The following is a 14,867-nucleotide window of genomic DNA, read 5'->3' on the forward strand; positions in this document are numbered from 1 at the left end:
CTTGCAGCCACGCGACCAAAGCGTTACCCCGGCCGTGACCCCGGTGACCTATCCTGCGCTGCATGGACGATGACGACGACGCGACGGACGAGGGGCGAGTGACCCTTGCGACCGTGGCCCGAAAGGCCGGGGTGTCGCTGCCGACTGTTTCGAAGGTGCTCAACGGGCGTGCCGACGTCTCCCACCGGACGCGTGCCAAGGTGGAACGCCTGCTCGCGGCCCAGGGCTACCGGCGCCGCCCACCCGGCGCCGCCCGGGCGCCCCTCGTCGAGCTGGTCTTCCACGAACTCGAGAGCGTGTGGGCGGTCGAGCTCATCCTCGGCGTCGAGAACGTCGCGAAAGCGAACGGTGCGACGGTCGTCCTCACCGAGAGCGGTACCCGGCACGCGCCCGCCGAGGACTGGGTCGAGGGGGTGCTGCGACGGCGGCCGCTCGGCGTCGTGCTGGTCTTCTCCACGCTCCCCGAGCCCGTGAAGCGCCGACTGCGTTCCTTCGGCATCCCGTTCGTCATCATCGACCCCGCAGGCGACCCTGACCCCGACGTCCCCTCGGTCGGCTCGGCCAACTGGGCGGGCGGCCTCGCCGCGACCCGTCACCTCACCGACCTGGGTCACCGGCGCGTCGCCGTGATCACCGGCCCCGAGGACCTGATGTGCTCCCTGGCGCGTCTCGACGGCTACCGCTCCGCGATGGCCATGGCGGGCCTGGCCGTCGACCCCGCTCTCGTCCGGTACGGCGACTTCCACGTCCAGAGCGGCTACCGGCACGCCATGGAGCTGCTCGCGCTGCCCGACCCGCCGACGGCGCTCTTCGCCGGCAGCGACCTGCAGGCCCTGGGCGTCCTGCAGGCGGCGCGCGTACGCGGGCTGAGCGTCCCGCGGGACCTGTCCGTGGTCGGCTACGACGACGTCTCGCTCGCCCAGTGGACGAGCCCGCCCCTCACCACGGTCCACCAGCCCCTGCGCCACATGGCCGAGGAAGCGACCCGCATGCTGCTGGAGCAGGCGGACCCGGACGGCACGGCCCGGCGGATCGAACTGGCGACCCGGCTGGTGGTGCGTCAGACGACCGCGGGGCCGGCGATGGGGTGAGGGAGCGAACTACGGCTCCGTGGTGGGGCGTTGGGGTGGCGGGTCGGCTCGATCACCGGGTGTCCTGGAGGGAAACGCAGAGAGCCCCGTCCCGCCCGGTGGCCCGCGCAGGAGGCGGGTCGTACCGGACGGGGCGGGGCGCAACGTGCGTCGGCGGTTACCGCGTCGTCGACTTCGCGCGGGCGTGGCCGGAGAGCGCCTTCTGGACCGCGCGGAAGGCCGGCTTCACGCCGTAGTCCTCGTCCAGGAGGTTCGCCGCACCCTCCCCCTCGAACACGCCGGGCACCCAGGAGTACCGGTCGGTGAAGCCCCAGACGGTGAACGAGATGCAGTGCCGGGTGCGCAGGCAGGCGTCCAGCAGCAGCCGGTAGCCCTCGGCCTGCGTGGCCAGCTTCTCGTCGTCCGCCGGGAGGACCATGCGGACGTCCGCCTCGGTGACCGCGGTGTCCAGGCCGAGCTTCTCGAAGCGGGCGAAGTTCTCGGGCACTCCGCCGGGCAGCCCGTACTGGATGCCCAAGTGCCCCTGGAAGCCGACCCCGTCGATCGGGACGCCCTCGGCCTTCAGCCGGCCGACCAGGTCGAGCACGGCGTCGCTCTTGGGGCCGGACCACTCGATGTTGTAGTCGTTGTAGAACAACTTGGCGTGCGGGTCCGCCTCGTGCGCCCAGCGGAACGCGTCGGCGATGTACCCCGGGCCCAGCTTGCGCAGCCAGATCGAGTCGCGCAGGGTGCCGTCGTCGTTGACCGCCTCGTTGACGACGTCCCACTGCCAGATGCGGCCCTTGAAGTGCCGCACGGTGTCGGTGATGTGGCGGTGCAGGATCTGGCGCAGCTCCTGCCCGGTGAAGTCGCCGGTGGTCAGCCAGGAAGGCAACTGGCTGTGCCAGACGAGCGTGTGGCCCCGCACCTTCTGCCCGTGCCGCGCGGCGAACGCGACCAGCTGGTCGGCCGCGGCGTAGTCGTACACGCCCCGCTGCGGCTCGGTCACCTCCCACTTCATGACGTTCTCCGGGGTGACGGTGGAGAACTGCTCCCCCGTGAGGCGGCGGTAGTCGGTGTCGTCGGCGAGTGCCGACATGTCGACGGCCGTGCCGATGCGCAGCCGGTCGTCGGCCGCCAGCTGGCGGAGCGTGCGCTCCTTGCCGCCGTGGGCCGGGGCCTGTGCCGCGGCGGCCGAGCCGGCGGCGGCGAGGGGGACGAGAGCGAGGGACGACGTCATGGCGGCTGCCAGGACGAGGCGGGGCACCTTCACTAGCACTCCTCCTAGGGAGAGTGGAGTTCCGAATGTTTCGAGGCGCTTTCGGAAGAGCGCGGCGCAACGGTATGGGGCACCGCAGGGGACGTCAACCGGTGCGACAGCCGCGTTTTTGCAAGCTCCGTACGGGCTGTCGGACCTCCGCGTCAAGCGGGCAACTTTCACCCGTGAGTGCGTGATTGATTGACCTTCGAGCACGCAGGCCCTATGTTCTAGGCCGCCGTTCGGAAAGGTTATCGAAACATTCGGTTGCGCTTGCGGGGGTGGGTGCTCACCCGCGAGGCTCCAGCACCTCCAGGGTGCCGGTGTGGGTGTCGAAGCTGCGCAGGGTGGTGAGCAGGAAGGTCTGCGGCGGCGTGGGCAGCAGACCGGGGATCCGCCGGTCGGCGAAGGCGCCCGCACGCCGGGTGCGGCCGAGGGTGACGTGCGGGTTCCACCGTCCCGGCGCGTGCAGGGGGTTGAGGGTCTCGGGCGGGCTGTCGGACGCCACTGCCTCCCACACCCGGCGGTGCAGGGCGGTCAGCGCCGGGTCCGGGTCGAGGGCCCAGGCGAGCACGGAGGTGGGCCGCTCGAAACGGATGAGCCCCGTGCACCGCACCGGGAGCGGCAGGGCGGCCGCCACCTCGGCGAGCTCCCAGCGGATCGGGCCGGTCAGCTCCGGACAGGCGGCAAGGGTCAGGTGCGGGCTGTTGGTGGGCGAGCTGTGCCGGGCCTGACTGGGCAGCCCCGCGTCCGCCAGCCGCCGCCAGGCCTCCCGGACCGCCTGGTCCGCCGCGTCATCCACCAGGAGCTCGACCGTCCGCACCGACGCAGCCTACCGGCGGGGCGGCGTCGGCGCGGGACGGCACGTGCGGGTCAGCGCGGGTCGCGGATGCCGTCGATGACACGGGTCCAGTTGTCGCCGCCGTGGCCGGCCTCGATCGCACGCCGGTAGTGGGACTGCACGGCCAGGGGAAGGGCGAGGTCCAGGCCCAGTGTCCGGCTGGTCTCGACGATGTGGTCGGCCGTCGCGCCCATCATGGTGACCGTGCTGAGGTCGCCGGGGTGCCGCCCTTCGTCCAGGGCGGCTCCGGGGTGTTCCTCCCCCGCCCGGACGATGGCGCCGATCGAGTCGGCGGCGGCGAGCAGTTCCGGCAGGGCCTCGCGGGCCGTCATGCCCGCGCTGCCCAGCATCGCGGTGGCGTGCATCAGGGCGGACAACGTCGTCAGGAAGACCGCGAGGTGGGCCTGGTACATCATCTGGGCGAGGCCCGGGTCCCCGCCCAGGTACTTCGGTGCTCCCAGCAGGGTCAGCGTCTCGCGGTGGCTCTCCAGCACCTGGGCGCTGCCGCTGTAGTAGACGTGGGCGGACGGTGTGCCGACCAGCGGGGCGGGCACCATGACGCCCCCGGTGAGGAAGGCGGCGCCGTGGCCGGCCGCCCAGGTGGCCGCCTCGCGGGAGCGGTCGGGGGTGTCGGAACTGAGGTTGGCCAGGGTCTTGCCGGTGAGCGCGTCGGTGGCACCGTCGAGGATGTCGTACATCGCCCGGTAGTCGGTCAGGCTGAGGATCACGAGGTCGCCGGCCTCGACCGCCTCGCGGGCGGTCGCCGCGCGTCTCGCTCCGTCGGCGACGACGCCGTCGGCGCGGTGGGCGGTGCGGTTCCAGACGGTGACGGGACGGCCGGCGGCCAGGAGGGCGCGGGTCATCGCCCGGCCCATCGGGCCGAGTCCGATCACGGCGACGGTGCTGGTGGTGCGGTGGGATGGGGTCACGTCTCCATGCTGGGAGAATGCCGTCACGGTCGGAAGTACCGACTATTTACTGCGGTACTTACCTTTGGGTGAGGGGGCGGAGCGGGATGGCCAAGGCGCCCAGGCGCGGACCGTACGTCTGCGGGATAGACGCCGCGCTCGACGTGGTCAGCGGCAAGTGGAAGGGCCTGATCCTCTGGGAGCTGCACACCCATGGCGTGCGCCGTTTCGCCGAGTTGCGGCGGGGCCTGCCGGGAGTGAGCGAGAAGATGCTGACCCAGCACCTGCGGGAGATGGAGCAGGACGGCCTCGTGCACCGGGAGGTGTACGCCGAGGTGCCGCCCCGGGTGGAGTACTCCCTGACCGAGGACGGGCGCACGCTCAACGAGGCCCTCCGCTCGCTCGGGGCCTGGGGCACCGAACGGATCCGCCGGGAGGGCCTGCCGGCGGTGGACGTGACCGGGACGGCCGAGGTGTGACCGGCACGGTCGGGGTGTGACCGGGGCACCCGCTCCCGTGGGACTGGCCGCGGCAGGCGCTCCCGCGGGACGGACCGCAGCGGCAGGGCCGCCGGGGGCCGCACGCCCCGGAGTTCCTGCCGCTGCCGCCGCGGGGACCGTCGGTCCCGGTCAGGTCAGCTCCACGCGATGGAGGACACCTCGTCGTCCAGGGCACCTCCCGACCAGTCCCCACTGACCCGGGCGCCCTGGAAGTAGGAGTGCTCGTAGTAGACCGCCTCGCACTGGCCGTACTGGACGGCCGAGCCGATCTCGTCGTTCCAGTCGAACCCGGAGGCGTCCTTCACGCCCGACAGGTTGCTGTACGTCCAGTCGATGTCCGGGTCGGCGTCGCAGTCCGAGGAGCGGGTGATGGTCCAGGAGTGGCCCTTGCGGTTGGCGTCGTTGTAGAGCGTGCCGATCGCCACCGGGCTCAGGGCAGCGGCGTTGGCCTGGCGGAGCTGGGTCAGGTAGCGGCCCTCGACCTGGGTCGCCCCGGCCGGCAGCCGCACCTTGCCACCGGTCGCGTGGGCGATCGCGCCGCTGAAGGTGTCGAAGCAGCTGACGCGGGCGCGGCCGGTCAGGTCGAGCACGCAGTGCCCGCCGCGGTCGGCGGACCCGGTGGCGGCCTGCGCGGCACCCGCGGTGCCCGGCAGGGTGACGAGAGCCAGCGCGGTGACGGCGGTGACGCCGGCGAGTCGCACGTTCATGGTGTTCCCCCTTCGTGGTGCGCGCCGGTCCCCTTGACCGGCACGGCACTCACCCTGCCCGCCGGGCGCCGCGGTCTCTACGCGCGTTCCGCTGAGCGGAACCGCTCAGTGGCGCAGCACGGGCGGCAGCGGGGCGGTGCCCTTCGCGGCCCTGCCGAGGTTGGCGGTGATGGCGGCACCGGCCCGTGCGGTGTGCTCGGCGACCGTCTGGAGCCGTCGGTGGGGCGGCACCATCGCGGTGATGGCGGCGCGGAGTTGCCCGTCGGGCGAACACACCGGGAGGGCCGCGCAGCACACTCCGTCCATGACCTGCTCACGTTCCAGGACGGCGGCCTCCGGCCGGCCCGCCGTCCGGCGGGGCGGCCCGGCCGTGAGCACCTGGCCCGCCGCGGTGTCCAGGGTGAAGCCCATGCCGTCGCGGACGGGTGCGACCGGCTCGACCTCGCCGGGCACGGAGGCGATGGTCAGCGCGAGGTCCTCGTACAGGACGGTGACCACGACGCTGGCGCCGGTGGCGGCGCGCAGCCCGTGCAGGGGCTGGCGGGCGGCCAGGCGCAGTCCGGGATGGGGCTGCCAGGCCTGGCCGATCCGGTAGAGCTGGCCGCCCACGCGGTAGCGGCCGCGGTGGCGTTCGACGGCGCCGACGGTGAGCAGTTGGTGCAGCAGCCGGTGGGTGCTCGCCTTGGGCAGTCCGCAGGCGTTCGCGATCTGTGTGAGTCCGGCTTCACCGCCCTGCCGCCGTAACTCGTCCAGCAGCGCGAACGCCCCCTTCAACACTCCTCGGCCCATCGACGACGCGGACGTGGTGCGCTGCTGCGACGGTGACGGTGAGTGCGCCATGAGGTCCCCCCAACGGACGGCGTCGGCCGTGTCCCCCGTCGGCACGGCCACCGGACGCCGGTTAGCAGGATGCCCGCTGTGCCCGTGGATTGACGAGACGATCGACGTGAAACACGCGGGGCCGACTTCTCCTCGGTCACGCCCGGGGGGCCGGTCGCCGTGCCTTGTAGCCGCCCGGTCAGGCCTTCAGGCGTTCCCGGAGCAGGGCCAGCACAGCCGGCTGATGGTGCGTCAGGTAGAAGTGGCCGCCGTCGAACACGTGCAGGTCGAAGTCGTGGTCGGTGTGCTGCCGCCAGCCCTCGGCCTCGTCGGGCGTCACCTTGGGGTCGGCGTCGCCCAGCAGCGCGGTCACCGGGCAGGAGAGCCGGGGCGCGGGGCGGTGTCCGTACGTCTCGATGGCCTGGTAGTCGGCGCGCAGGGCCGGCAGGATCAGGGAGAGGAGGTCGTCGTCGGCGAGCAGCGCCGCGTCCGTCCCGGCGAGCGCCCTGAGCTCGCGGACCAGGCCCGCGTCGTCCCCCAGGTGCACGGTGCCGGTGCCCCGGCCGGCGGGGGCGCGTCGCCCGGACACGTACAGCGAGGCCGGGCCGGGACCCGGCAACTGCTCCAGGCGCAGAGCGACTTCGTAGGCGACGACGGCGCCCATGCTGTGTCCGAACAGGTGCAGGGGCCGGTCGCGCCAGGGGGCGAGTGCCTCGGTGACCTGGTCGGCGAGCAGGCGGAGGTCCGTGACCGGCTGCTCGCCCATGCGGTCCTGGCGGCCGGGGTACTGCACCGCCAGGACGTCGACGTCCGGGCTGAGCGCGTTCGCCACGGGGAAGTAGAAGCTGGCCGAACCCCCGGCGTGCGGGAAGCACACCAGACGGGGCGCCTCCGGCCCGGCCGTGCGGTACCGCCGTAACCACGCGCCGCTGCCCATGGGTGTGTTCAACCGGCCGCCCCCTCGTTCCGTGCGCCTGCTCCGTGCGCGTGCCTCGTGCGCCGGCCTCATGTGCCGGCCTCGTGCGCCGGCCTCGTGCGCTTGCTGACCTTCGTGGCGACCCTAGCCAAGGAACGGGTGCGCGGGTAAGCCCCGTTGTCCCGTGTGCGCCCGGTCGGCGACCGACGCACCGCTCCCCCGGTGGTGCTACGTACACCTCACTTTCGGGACCGTGCACCACTGCCCTTTCCCACGCACCACGGCATCGTTTTCCCTGCCATTTCCAAGCGAGAGGGAGAACCGGTGCAGAACGTATTTACTTCCAAAGTGCGCAAGGTCCTTCTGGCGGTCGCGGCGGCAGGAATGCTGAGCACCGCCGTCACGAGTGCGGCGGTGGCCGAGTCGCCGCGGAAGGAGGCCGCGCTGCAGAAGAGTCTCGACTCGCTCGTGCGGGACGAGAAGTTCCCGGCCGCGTTCGCCTGGACCAGCAAGAACGGCCGGACGACGTCCCTGGTCGCCGGCTCCTCCGAGCTGCGCCGGCAGGTGCCGGTCCCCCACGACGGCCAGGTCAGGGCGGGCAGCAACACGAAGAGCTTCACGGCGACGGTGGTGCTCCAGCTCGTGGCCGAGGGCAAGGTCCGGCTCGACGCGCCCATCGAGACCTACCTGCCCGGACTCGTGCGCGGAAAGGGCATCGACGGCCACCGGATCACCGTACGGCAGCTCTTGCAGCACACCAGCGGACTTCCCAACTACACCGAATACATCGGCATGGAGAACTTCGAGGGACTGCAGCACAGGTTCTTCCAGCCGCACGACCTGCTGTCCGCCGCACTGGCCCACCCCGCGCAATTCCCGCCCGGCTCGCGGTGGGAGTACAGCAACACCAATTACCTGCTGGCGGGCCTGCTGATCGAGCGGGTCACCGGGCGGCCGGTGCAGGAGGAGATGACCCGGCGCGTGATCAGGAAGGCCGGGCTGCGCCACACGTATTGGCCGCAGCCCGGCGACCAGTCCGTCCGGGGACCGCACCCGCACGGATACACGACCGGCAACCTGGAGAAGGGCAACGTCGTCGACGCCACCGTCATGGACCCGTCCTGGGGCGGGGCGGCCGGCCAGCTGATCTCGACCCCGAGCGACCTCGCGGCGTTCGCCCGTGCGCTGCTCGACGGACGGCTGCTGCCGCCCGCCCAGTTGGCCGAGATGCGCAAGACGGTCGACGCACCGCTGCTGCCGGGATGGCGCTACGGACTCGGCCTGTTCAGCGTCCCGTTGAGCTGCGGCGGCGTGTACTGGGGGCACGGCGGCGACATCGACGGCTTCGAGACCCGTGGCGGCGCCACGGACGACGGCCGCTCGGTCGGCCTCGCCGTGACCGCCCTGCCGGGGACCTTCGGAGACGCCGACGAGGCCGCGAAGGCCGTCATGGCGGCCGTGGACACGGCGTTCTGCACGTGACGGGGCCGTGGTGAGCGGGGGACGGTCGGAACGGGTCCGTTCACTCCTGGTGGGCCGCCACGTCGCCGTTGACGGTGCTCAGCGTCATCGCGGGGCCGTCGCCGGCGCCGCGTGTCGGTACGGCGATCCGTTGTAGGCCGTTGCGGGTGGCGGCCGTGACCCGGTAGGCGGGGGCGTCGTCCGGCACGGTGACGTCGACCGAGCCGTTGGTGGTGCGCCCGGAGACACGGCTCGCGGCCGTGGCGCAGGCGAGGACGACGTCCCCGTTGGACGTGACGCCGGACAGGCGGTCCGCGGACACGGCCGTGGCACGCACCGAGCCGTTGCGGGTGGTCAGTTCGACGGCCGCGTCGTCCCGGCCGGAACGGGCCACCGTGACATCGCCGTTGACGGTGGTCACGTCCAGGGCGGCCGCGATGCCGACGACGTCGACGCCCGCGTTGCGTGCGGTGACCGTGATCCGTACGTCGTCCGGGACCTCCACCGTGGGCATGCGCGGGCACGGGCGGCCCTCGCGGTCCTGTTCGACGCAGGAGAGGTCCAGCACCTCCATGCCGTCGCGGTGCGACCAGTGGGCGCCGACATCGCCGTCGACGGAGACGCTCCGGCCGTCGGCGGGGCGCAGCCTGACCCCGTTGTCGGTGGTGATGACGACCGTGCTGCCGGAGTCCACGGCGCCGAGCATCCCGTCGGCGCGCGGGCCACCGGAGCCGCCGTCCCCGCCGTGGCAGGCCACCGCGAGGGGCAGCACCGCCAGGGCAACGGTCAGACGGCGCAGGCGAGTTCCGGGGTTCGCAGTCATGCACCCCGCTTTCCCCGGCTCGGCCCCGGCATGACCGGTCACCCCGCTCCTCACGTCACCGACGCGGCAGACTGAGGAGATGGACCCCGATGTCGACCCCGATGCGTACCCCGACCTGGTCGCCGCGGGCGGCCTGGGCGCGGCACTGGAACAGCTGGCGGCCGTCCTCGGCGTCGGTCTCACCGTCGTCCCGCACGAAGGGCGGACGTCCCGGTCGGCGGGAATCGCCTCATCGGTCCCGGGACGCAGGCCGCTGTCGGTGTCCATCGCGGCCGAGCAGCGCTTCTTCATCGTCTCGGGCTGGAGTGAGGGCATCGAGAGCGTCACCGGAGGCACGACCGATCCGGCGGAGGTGGTCCTGGCCGGAGTGGCGTGGGGACGGGGCGCTCCACTCGGGGAGTTGGAGGCCCGGTTCCCCTTCCTGCGCGTCGGTGAGCGTGCGAAGGCCGCCGAACGCGGACCCGCGGCGGTGGTCGCGTTGCAGTGGCGGAGCCTGCGGAGACGGGCGGCCGGGGCGCCGGACGTCCCCGAGTTCGGCGACCTCGTGGAAGCGGCGCACGCCGAACCGCGGTTGAGACAGCTGTACGTGTTCTCCAGCCACTGGACGCTCGGCTTCAGCTCGTGCACCGGATACCCCTTCCGCACCGAGGTGGCCATCGCTCCGGCGCTCGGTGTGAGCCCGTACCGCGTGATGCGGCGCCCCTACCGGACGGCGATCGGTGAGGCCGCCACGGCCGGGGAAGCCGTGGCGTTCGCGGTGTCCCGGCTGCCGGCCGACCTGGGGCCGGCTGTCGCGGGAACGGCCGAGGATGATGGATGACGCGCGTGGGAGGCCGGACCACCAGTTCAGTCAGGTCAGGTCAGGTCAGGTCAGGTCAGGTCAGGTCAGGAACGGTAGGCCGCTCCCGCCGTGCGGACGAAGGACGGGATGAGCGGATTGGGGTCGTCCTGCCGCCAGGCCGCGACCACCACGCTCGGCGGGATGTCGGTCACCGGGACCGCGGTCAGCCCGGCGGGCAGGTCGTGGCCGAGGGGGGCCATGCCCACCGTGCCGTTCCAGAGAACCGTCTGGAGGCACTCCTGGACGGCGCGGACGACCGGGCCCTCACGGGGCCGGCCACCGTTCCAGTACGACCGCCAGGCCGGGTCGGTGCCCTCCGGGAACTGGAACCAGCGGCGGTCGGCGAGGTCGGCCAGGACCAGCGCGTCGTTCCGGGCCAGCGGATCGTCGGCGCGCAGCACCGCGCCCACCGGGTCGGCACGCAGCTCGCGCACGGCGAAACCCGTCTCATCGAAGGGCCTGCGGGTCAGGGCGACGTCGACCAGTCCGCCCCGCAGCCCGCAGGTCGGGTCGGTCAGGTCGGCGTCCCGGACGCGCACCTCGACGCCCGGGTACCGACGCCGGTGGGCCGCGGCCAGGCGGATCGCGCCGGGGTCGGTGCCGTCGCCGAGGATGCCGACGGTGAGGGTGGTGACGGCGGCGGCCTCGGTGACGCGGAGGCGTAGCCGCTCTGCCTGGGCGAGCAGGGCGCGCGCCTGCTCCAGGAGCACCGCCCCCGCCGGGGTGAGCGTGACGCCGGCCGCCGAGCGGTGCAGCAGCGTCGCCCCCAGCTCGGTCTCCAGCTGCCTGATGGCCCGGCTAAGTGGCGGCTGGCTCATGTGCAGGCGGCGGGCGGCCCGTCCGTAGTGCAGCTCCTCGGCGACCGCGACGAAGTACCGCAGCGTGCGCAGCTCCATGAACAGGCACGATACCCGCCGGGTATGGGCCGTGCCGAAACGGTCTTGGACGGCTGGGGGCGCCGGGCGGTGGGATCGGGGCATGAGCACAACCACCATGAAGGTCGCCTACTGGACGCTCGCCGGTCTGCTCGCGCTGTTCTACTTCTACAGCGGAGCGCTCAAACTGCTGCGCACACGCGAGGAGTTGCAGCCGATGATGGCCTGGGTGGACCGCACGCCGATGCCCGCCCTCCGGTCCCTCGGGGCGGTGGAGGTGCTCGGCGCGCTCGGTCTCGTCCTGCCGCCCCTCACCGGTGTCGCGCCCGGACTGGCCCTGGCCGCGGCCGTCGGGTTCGTGCTGCTGCAGCTCGGCGCCACCGGGGTCCACCTCAGCCGGGGCGACCGCCGGATCGAACTCAACCTCGGCCTCGTCGCCGCCGCGGCCGTGACGGTGTGGCTCGCGACCACGTGGCTCTGACCGGCCGTGCGTCGCCCGGGACCCGCCGCGACGAGCCCTGGGGTTCCGTCCCGCTCGGTGGCCTCAGGTCAGGTGAGGTGCCTGATGAGCATCCACGTCGCCACGGCGAGGAAGATCACGCCGCCGACCCTCGCCACCGTGTAGCCCGCCTTGGTGGGTTCCGTGGCGTCGTAGTCCTTCACGAACGGACGCTGCAGCGGGCGGTTGGCCTTCCACAGCAACTGGGGCCTGACCACCTGGACGAGTCCCATCACGATGAACACGCACAGCAGTACGACGACCATCTGATCCCCCTTTTCGGAACTGGGTCGAGGCCCGCTTCCCGGGCCACTTGAGGCGGGACGGACGCACGCTCCGTGCGCCGGAGAGCGTGCGGCCCGGTCATGGGTGCTCCGTCCGTCGGCGTCGGTTGGCCCGGTTGGCGATCAGGAGACAGCCGAACACGACCACCATTACTGCGGGATAGACGGCTTGGCCCGGGCGCCCCTCAGCCAGCCGCCACACCAGCAGGGCCAGGTTCAGGCACAGCACCGCCCAGCCCAGCCAGAAGACCCAACGGGCTCCCGGACGCGTCCAGTTCGGCACGTCGTACTCTCGGCGCAACGGACTCACGAGGGCACCTCCTGCCCAACCCAGTGCCCCCGGGTGACGCGGCCAAGCAGGGTCGTGGCGACCGGCGCACCGTGGAGTGCCGTAGCCGTGATCTAGAAGTGATTGACAGCGGCACCGGGCGCGGCGGACAGTGCTTGCCCGGACGACCGGGGTGGGGACGTGGAACAGCAGCAGTGGAGCGGGGTGGTGCGCTTCAGCATGTGGGGCTGGCTGTTGTGGATCCCGCTGCTCGCGGCCGAGGCCAAGCTCCGTCAGGCCAGGAGGCTGGGACAACAGCGCGTCGTCGCACGCATGCAGGCGCGCCACGAGGAGGCACGGGACCGCGCTTCTTCCGCTGGCTGACCGCCGGGCATCGAAGGCGGATCGGCACAAGGGTCGGCACGAGAGGTCCCCAGCAGGCTTCGGCCGCCACCGTCACCGCTCGCCGCGGGCGTCAGCCCCGGGCAGGGCGCGCAGCGCGATGTCGACCGTCGCGTGCAGTGCCTCCCGGCTCGCGCCGCTCGCCGCGTGCACGGCGTTGCCCTCGCTGACGACCATGACGTAGCGGGCGAGGGCGTCGGGGTCGGTGTCCGCGGGCAGGTCGCCCTCCTCGACGGCGTGGGCGAGGCGCTGGGCGAGGGCCCGTTCGCCCGCCAGACGGCTGTCCGCGAGGAACTGGGCGATGCGGCCGCCCTCGCCGCCCTCGGCCAGGCCGCCCTGCACGGACAGGCATCCCGAGGGACGGTCGGCCCGGGTGAGCGCGTCCGCGTTGGCGCGCAGGAAGGTCTCGACGACGGCGTGGGCGGTGGGCTGCGCGAGGGCTTCGCGGGCGTACGCCATGTCCGCCTCGGCGTAGCGGGCGACGGCGCGGTGGAAGAGTTCCTCCTTGTTGCCGAACGCGGCGTACATGCTGGTCCGGTTGATGCCCATGGCGTCGGTGAGGTCGGTCAGCGACGCGCCCTCGTAACCCTGGCGCCAGAAGACCTCCACCGCCCGGTCGAGCGCGGCGTCGGCGTCGAAGCCACGGGGTCTGCCGCGTACCGCCATCTCCGCCGCCCTCCTCGGTCCCCGCATCGCCTCCCGACGCCCCTCGAATTTTAACCGGGCGGTACGGAATAGGGCGGGGAGCGACGGGGTTCTCCCACCATCGACTTCAGTACCGAGCGGTACAGAAAAGGAGAGCACCGTCATGGGACAGCTCGACGGCAGGACCGCCCTCGTCACCGGCGCCACCTCCGGCATCGGCCTGGCAGCCGCCCGCCGGCTCGCCGCGGAGGGCGCCCACGTCTTCCTCACCGGCCGACGGCAGGAGGCGCTGGACGACGCGGTCGCCTCCATCGGCGCACGCGCGACCGGCGTCCGCGCCGACGTCGCGAACCTCGACGACCTCGACCGCCTCTTCGACGGCATCCGGCAGCACGGTCGTCTCGACATCGTGTTCGCCAACGCCGGCGGCGGGGAGTTCGCGGCCCTGCCCGACATCACCTGGGACCACTACGCCGACACGTTCCACACCAACGTCGGCGGCACCCTGTTCACCGTCCAGAAGGCGCTCCCGCTGCTCACGGAGGGCTCCTCGATCATCCTGACCGGCTCCAACATCGACACCAAGGGCGCCGCGTCGTTCAGCGTCTACGCCGCCACCAAGGCCGCCCTGCGCTCCCTGACCCGGAGCTGGGCCGCGGAACTCGTCACCCGCGGCATCCGTGTCAACGCCATCGCCCCCGGGCCGGTCGAGACGCCGGGCCTCACCGGCCTGGCCGACGGACCCGAGGCGGCCGAGCAGCTCCTGCAGGGGCTGGCGGCCGGGGTTCCCATGAAGCGGCTCGGCCGCCCCGAGGAGATCGCCGACACGGTGCTCTTCCTCGCGAGCGACGCCAGCAGCTACATGACCGGCGCGGAGATCTACGTCGACGGCGGGGCCAGCCAGATCTGACCGACCCGGCCGGCCTGAGGTCGCCCCGACCGGGCGTCACGCGGACGAGGACCGCGGCGGTCCGGGCGGGGAGCCCTTCGTCAGGGGCGTCCCACCTGGGACGCCCCTGACGGATGCGCGCACGGTCCCGGCCACGCGCGTGCGGCAGGGGCTGCCCGTCCGGCTCACCCCTGATGGCGCAATAGCCCGGCGTCGGTGACCGTGGAGGGTGCCGGACGGGTCCGCCCGTCCGTACCTCCCCCTCCCCCACTGAAGGAGCACCGCCATGTCCGAACGCAACACCGTCATCCGCAGCCTGCACGACCTGGGCCTGGCGGCCTGGTTCGGCGGATCGCTGATGGGCGCGGTCGGCCTCAACGGGGCGGCCAGGGACGAGGGCGGCACGGAGACCACCACCGACCGCATCTCGTCGTCGGGCTGGGCCAAGTGGACGCCGGTCAACGCCGCCGCGATCGGCGCGCACCTGTTCGGCGGGGGCGGGCTGCTGGCGGTGAACGCGCAGCGGGTCGCCACCCAGCAGGGCGTCGCCGGCTCCACCGCGGCGAAGACCGTCGTCACCGCCGCGGCCCTGGCCGCCACGGCGTACGCCCGCGTCCTGGGCAAGAAGGTGGAGCTCGCTTCCTCGACCGACCCCGACGACCTCGAGAAGGCGCGGCAGCACCCCGTGGACCTGCCCAAGGCGCGGCGGCAGCTGGCCTGCGCGCAGTGGGCGGTACCGGCACTGACCGGGTGCCTGGTGGTCCTCAACGCCCTGCACGGCGAGCAGCAGCGTCCCAGCCAGCAGGTCCCCGGCATGTGGGAGCGCGCCCTGTCCGCGACCCACCTCGGCGGGTAGGGCAG

At 72.8% G+C, this 14,867-nt stretch carries 19 protein-coding genes; 8 read left to right on the forward strand and 11 right to left on the reverse strand.

Annotated elements, in window-relative coordinates; genetic code table 11:
* Positions 1-62 precede the first annotated feature (62 nt).
* Positions 63-1,091 carry a LacI family DNA-binding transcriptional regulator gene (locus tag AQJ30_RS34315; protein WP_169808514.1) on the forward strand — a complete coding sequence of 343 codons (1,029 nt, stop codon included), beginning with the start codon at positions 63-65 and terminating at the stop codon, positions 1,089-1,091.
* A gap of 157 nt (positions 1,092-1,248) precedes the next feature.
* Here the strand turns inward: AQJ30_RS34315 and AQJ30_RS34320 are convergent, their stop codons facing one another.
* The 3 genes from AQJ30_RS34320 to AQJ30_RS34330 form a co-directional block, all read right to left on the reverse strand.
* A complete protein-coding gene (locus tag AQJ30_RS34320; protein WP_107119778.1) occupies positions 1,249-2,310 on the reverse strand; it encodes an endo-1,4-beta-xylanase in 1,062 nt (353 codons plus the stop codon).
* A gap of 307 nt (positions 2,311-2,617) precedes the next feature.
* Positions 2,618-3,151, reverse strand: a complete 534-nt coding sequence (locus AQJ30_RS34325; protein WP_067241665.1) for a 2'-5' RNA ligase family protein — start codon at positions 3,149-3,151, stop codon at positions 2,618-2,620.
* Positions 3,152-3,201: 50 nt separating this feature from the next.
* Positions 3,202-4,098, reverse strand: coding sequence for an NAD(P)-dependent oxidoreductase (locus AQJ30_RS34330; RefSeq protein ID WP_067241667.1), 897 nt, complete (start codon positions 4,096-4,098; stop codon positions 3,202-3,204).
* An 86-nt stretch (positions 4,099-4,184) separates the two neighbouring features.
* Between AQJ30_RS34330 and AQJ30_RS34335 the strand changes: the two genes are divergently transcribed.
* On the forward strand, positions 4,185-4,556 hold the full coding sequence (locus AQJ30_RS34335) for a winged helix-turn-helix transcriptional regulator (RefSeq protein ID WP_067241668.1): 372 nt from the start codon (positions 4,185-4,187) through the stop codon (positions 4,554-4,556).
* A 155-nt stretch (positions 4,557-4,711) separates the two neighbouring features.
* Here the strand turns inward: AQJ30_RS34335 and AQJ30_RS34340 are convergent, their stop codons facing one another.
* From AQJ30_RS34340 to AQJ30_RS34350, 3 genes are all read right to left on the reverse strand, one after another.
* Complete coding sequence (locus AQJ30_RS34340) at positions 4,712-5,284, reverse strand: hypothetical protein (RefSeq protein ID WP_067241670.1); 573 nt, start codon at positions 5,282-5,284, stop codon at positions 4,712-4,714.
* Between the two features lie 105 nt (positions 5,285-5,389).
* Entirely contained in the window at positions 5,390-6,124 is a 735-nt protein-coding gene (locus tag AQJ30_RS34345; RefSeq protein WP_067241672.1) for an IclR family transcriptional regulator, read from the reverse strand.
* A 178-nt stretch (positions 6,125-6,302) separates the two neighbouring features.
* Positions 6,303-7,052 (reverse strand): thioesterase II family protein, encoded by a 750-nt coding sequence (locus AQJ30_RS34350; protein WP_245727266.1) that lies wholly within the window; start codon positions 7,050-7,052, stop codon positions 6,303-6,305.
* A 351-nt stretch (positions 7,053-7,403) separates the two neighbouring features.
* Between AQJ30_RS34350 and AQJ30_RS34355 the strand changes: the two genes are divergently transcribed.
* The gene (locus AQJ30_RS34355; RefSeq protein ID WP_067241675.1) at positions 7,404-8,501 is read left to right on the forward strand and encodes a serine hydrolase domain-containing protein; all 1,098 of its coding nucleotides are present in this window, start codon (positions 7,404-7,406) and stop codon (positions 8,499-8,501) included.
* A gap of 40 nt (positions 8,502-8,541) precedes the next feature.
* Here AQJ30_RS34355 and AQJ30_RS34360 read toward each other — a convergent pair whose 3' ends face one another.
* Complete coding sequence (locus AQJ30_RS34360) at positions 8,542-9,303, reverse strand: DUF4097 family beta strand repeat-containing protein (RefSeq protein ID WP_067241677.1); 762 nt, start codon at positions 9,301-9,303, stop codon at positions 8,542-8,544.
* 79 nt (positions 9,304-9,382) lie between these two features.
* On the opposite strand from AQJ30_RS34360, the gene AQJ30_RS34365 reads away from it, so the two are divergent.
* A complete protein-coding gene (locus AQJ30_RS34365) occupies positions 9,383-10,123 on the forward strand; it encodes a DUF6193 family natural product biosynthesis protein (protein WP_067241678.1) in 741 nt (246 codons plus the stop codon).
* A 65-nt stretch (positions 10,124-10,188) separates the two neighbouring features.
* Here the strand turns inward: AQJ30_RS34365 and AQJ30_RS34370 are convergent, their stop codons facing one another.
* Entirely contained in the window at positions 10,189-11,040 is an 852-nt protein-coding gene (locus tag AQJ30_RS34370) for a LysR family transcriptional regulator (protein WP_067241680.1), read from the reverse strand.
* 97 nt (positions 11,041-11,137) lie between these two features.
* Here AQJ30_RS34370 and AQJ30_RS34375 point away from each other — a divergent pair, with 97 nt between their 5' ends.
* Entirely contained in the window at positions 11,138-11,500 is a 363-nt protein-coding gene (locus AQJ30_RS34375; protein ID WP_067241682.1) for a DoxX family protein, read from the forward strand.
* Positions 11,501-11,568: 68 nt separating this feature from the next.
* Here AQJ30_RS34375 and AQJ30_RS34380 read toward each other — a convergent pair whose 3' ends face one another.
* Together AQJ30_RS34380 and AQJ30_RS38590 are read right to left on the reverse strand one after the other, a co-directional pair.
* The gene (locus tag AQJ30_RS34380) at positions 11,569-11,784 is read right to left on the reverse strand and encodes a DUF6199 family natural product biosynthesis protein (RefSeq protein ID WP_067241684.1); all 216 of its coding nucleotides are present in this window, start codon (positions 11,782-11,784) and stop codon (positions 11,569-11,571) included.
* A 97-nt stretch (positions 11,785-11,881) separates the two neighbouring features.
* On the reverse strand, positions 11,882-12,112 hold the full coding sequence (locus AQJ30_RS38590; protein ID WP_159052424.1) for a hypothetical protein: 231 nt from the start codon (positions 12,110-12,112) through the stop codon (positions 11,882-11,884).
* 159 nt (positions 12,113-12,271) lie between these two features.
* On the opposite strand from AQJ30_RS38590, the gene AQJ30_RS34385 reads away from it, so the two are divergent.
* A complete protein-coding gene (locus tag AQJ30_RS34385) occupies positions 12,272-12,454 on the forward strand; it encodes a hypothetical protein (protein ID WP_067241686.1) in 183 nt (60 codons plus the stop codon).
* Positions 12,455-12,526: 72 nt separating this feature from the next.
* Here AQJ30_RS34385 and AQJ30_RS34390 read toward each other — a convergent pair whose 3' ends face one another.
* Positions 12,527-13,138: a TetR/AcrR family transcriptional regulator gene (locus AQJ30_RS34390; protein WP_067241687.1), complete on the reverse strand. Its 612-nt coding sequence runs from the start codon at positions 13,136-13,138 to the stop codon at positions 12,527-12,529.
* Positions 13,139-13,280: 142 nt separating this feature from the next.
* Here AQJ30_RS34390 and AQJ30_RS34395 point away from each other — a divergent pair, with 142 nt between their 5' ends.
* The gene (locus AQJ30_RS34395; RefSeq protein ID WP_067241689.1) at positions 13,281-14,027 is read left to right on the forward strand and encodes an SDR family NAD(P)-dependent oxidoreductase; all 747 of its coding nucleotides are present in this window, start codon (positions 13,281-13,283) and stop codon (positions 14,025-14,027) included.
* A gap of 265 nt (positions 14,028-14,292) precedes the next feature.
* Complete coding sequence (locus AQJ30_RS34400; protein ID WP_067241690.1) at positions 14,293-14,862, forward strand: hypothetical protein; 570 nt, start codon at positions 14,293-14,295, stop codon at positions 14,860-14,862.
* Positions 14,863-14,867 lie beyond the last annotated feature (5 nt).

This window comes from Streptomyces longwoodensis (assembly GCF_001514125.1).
In the GTDB taxonomy this organism is placed as follows: domain Bacteria; phylum Actinomycetota; class Actinomycetes; order Streptomycetales; family Streptomycetaceae; genus Streptomyces; species Streptomyces longwoodensis.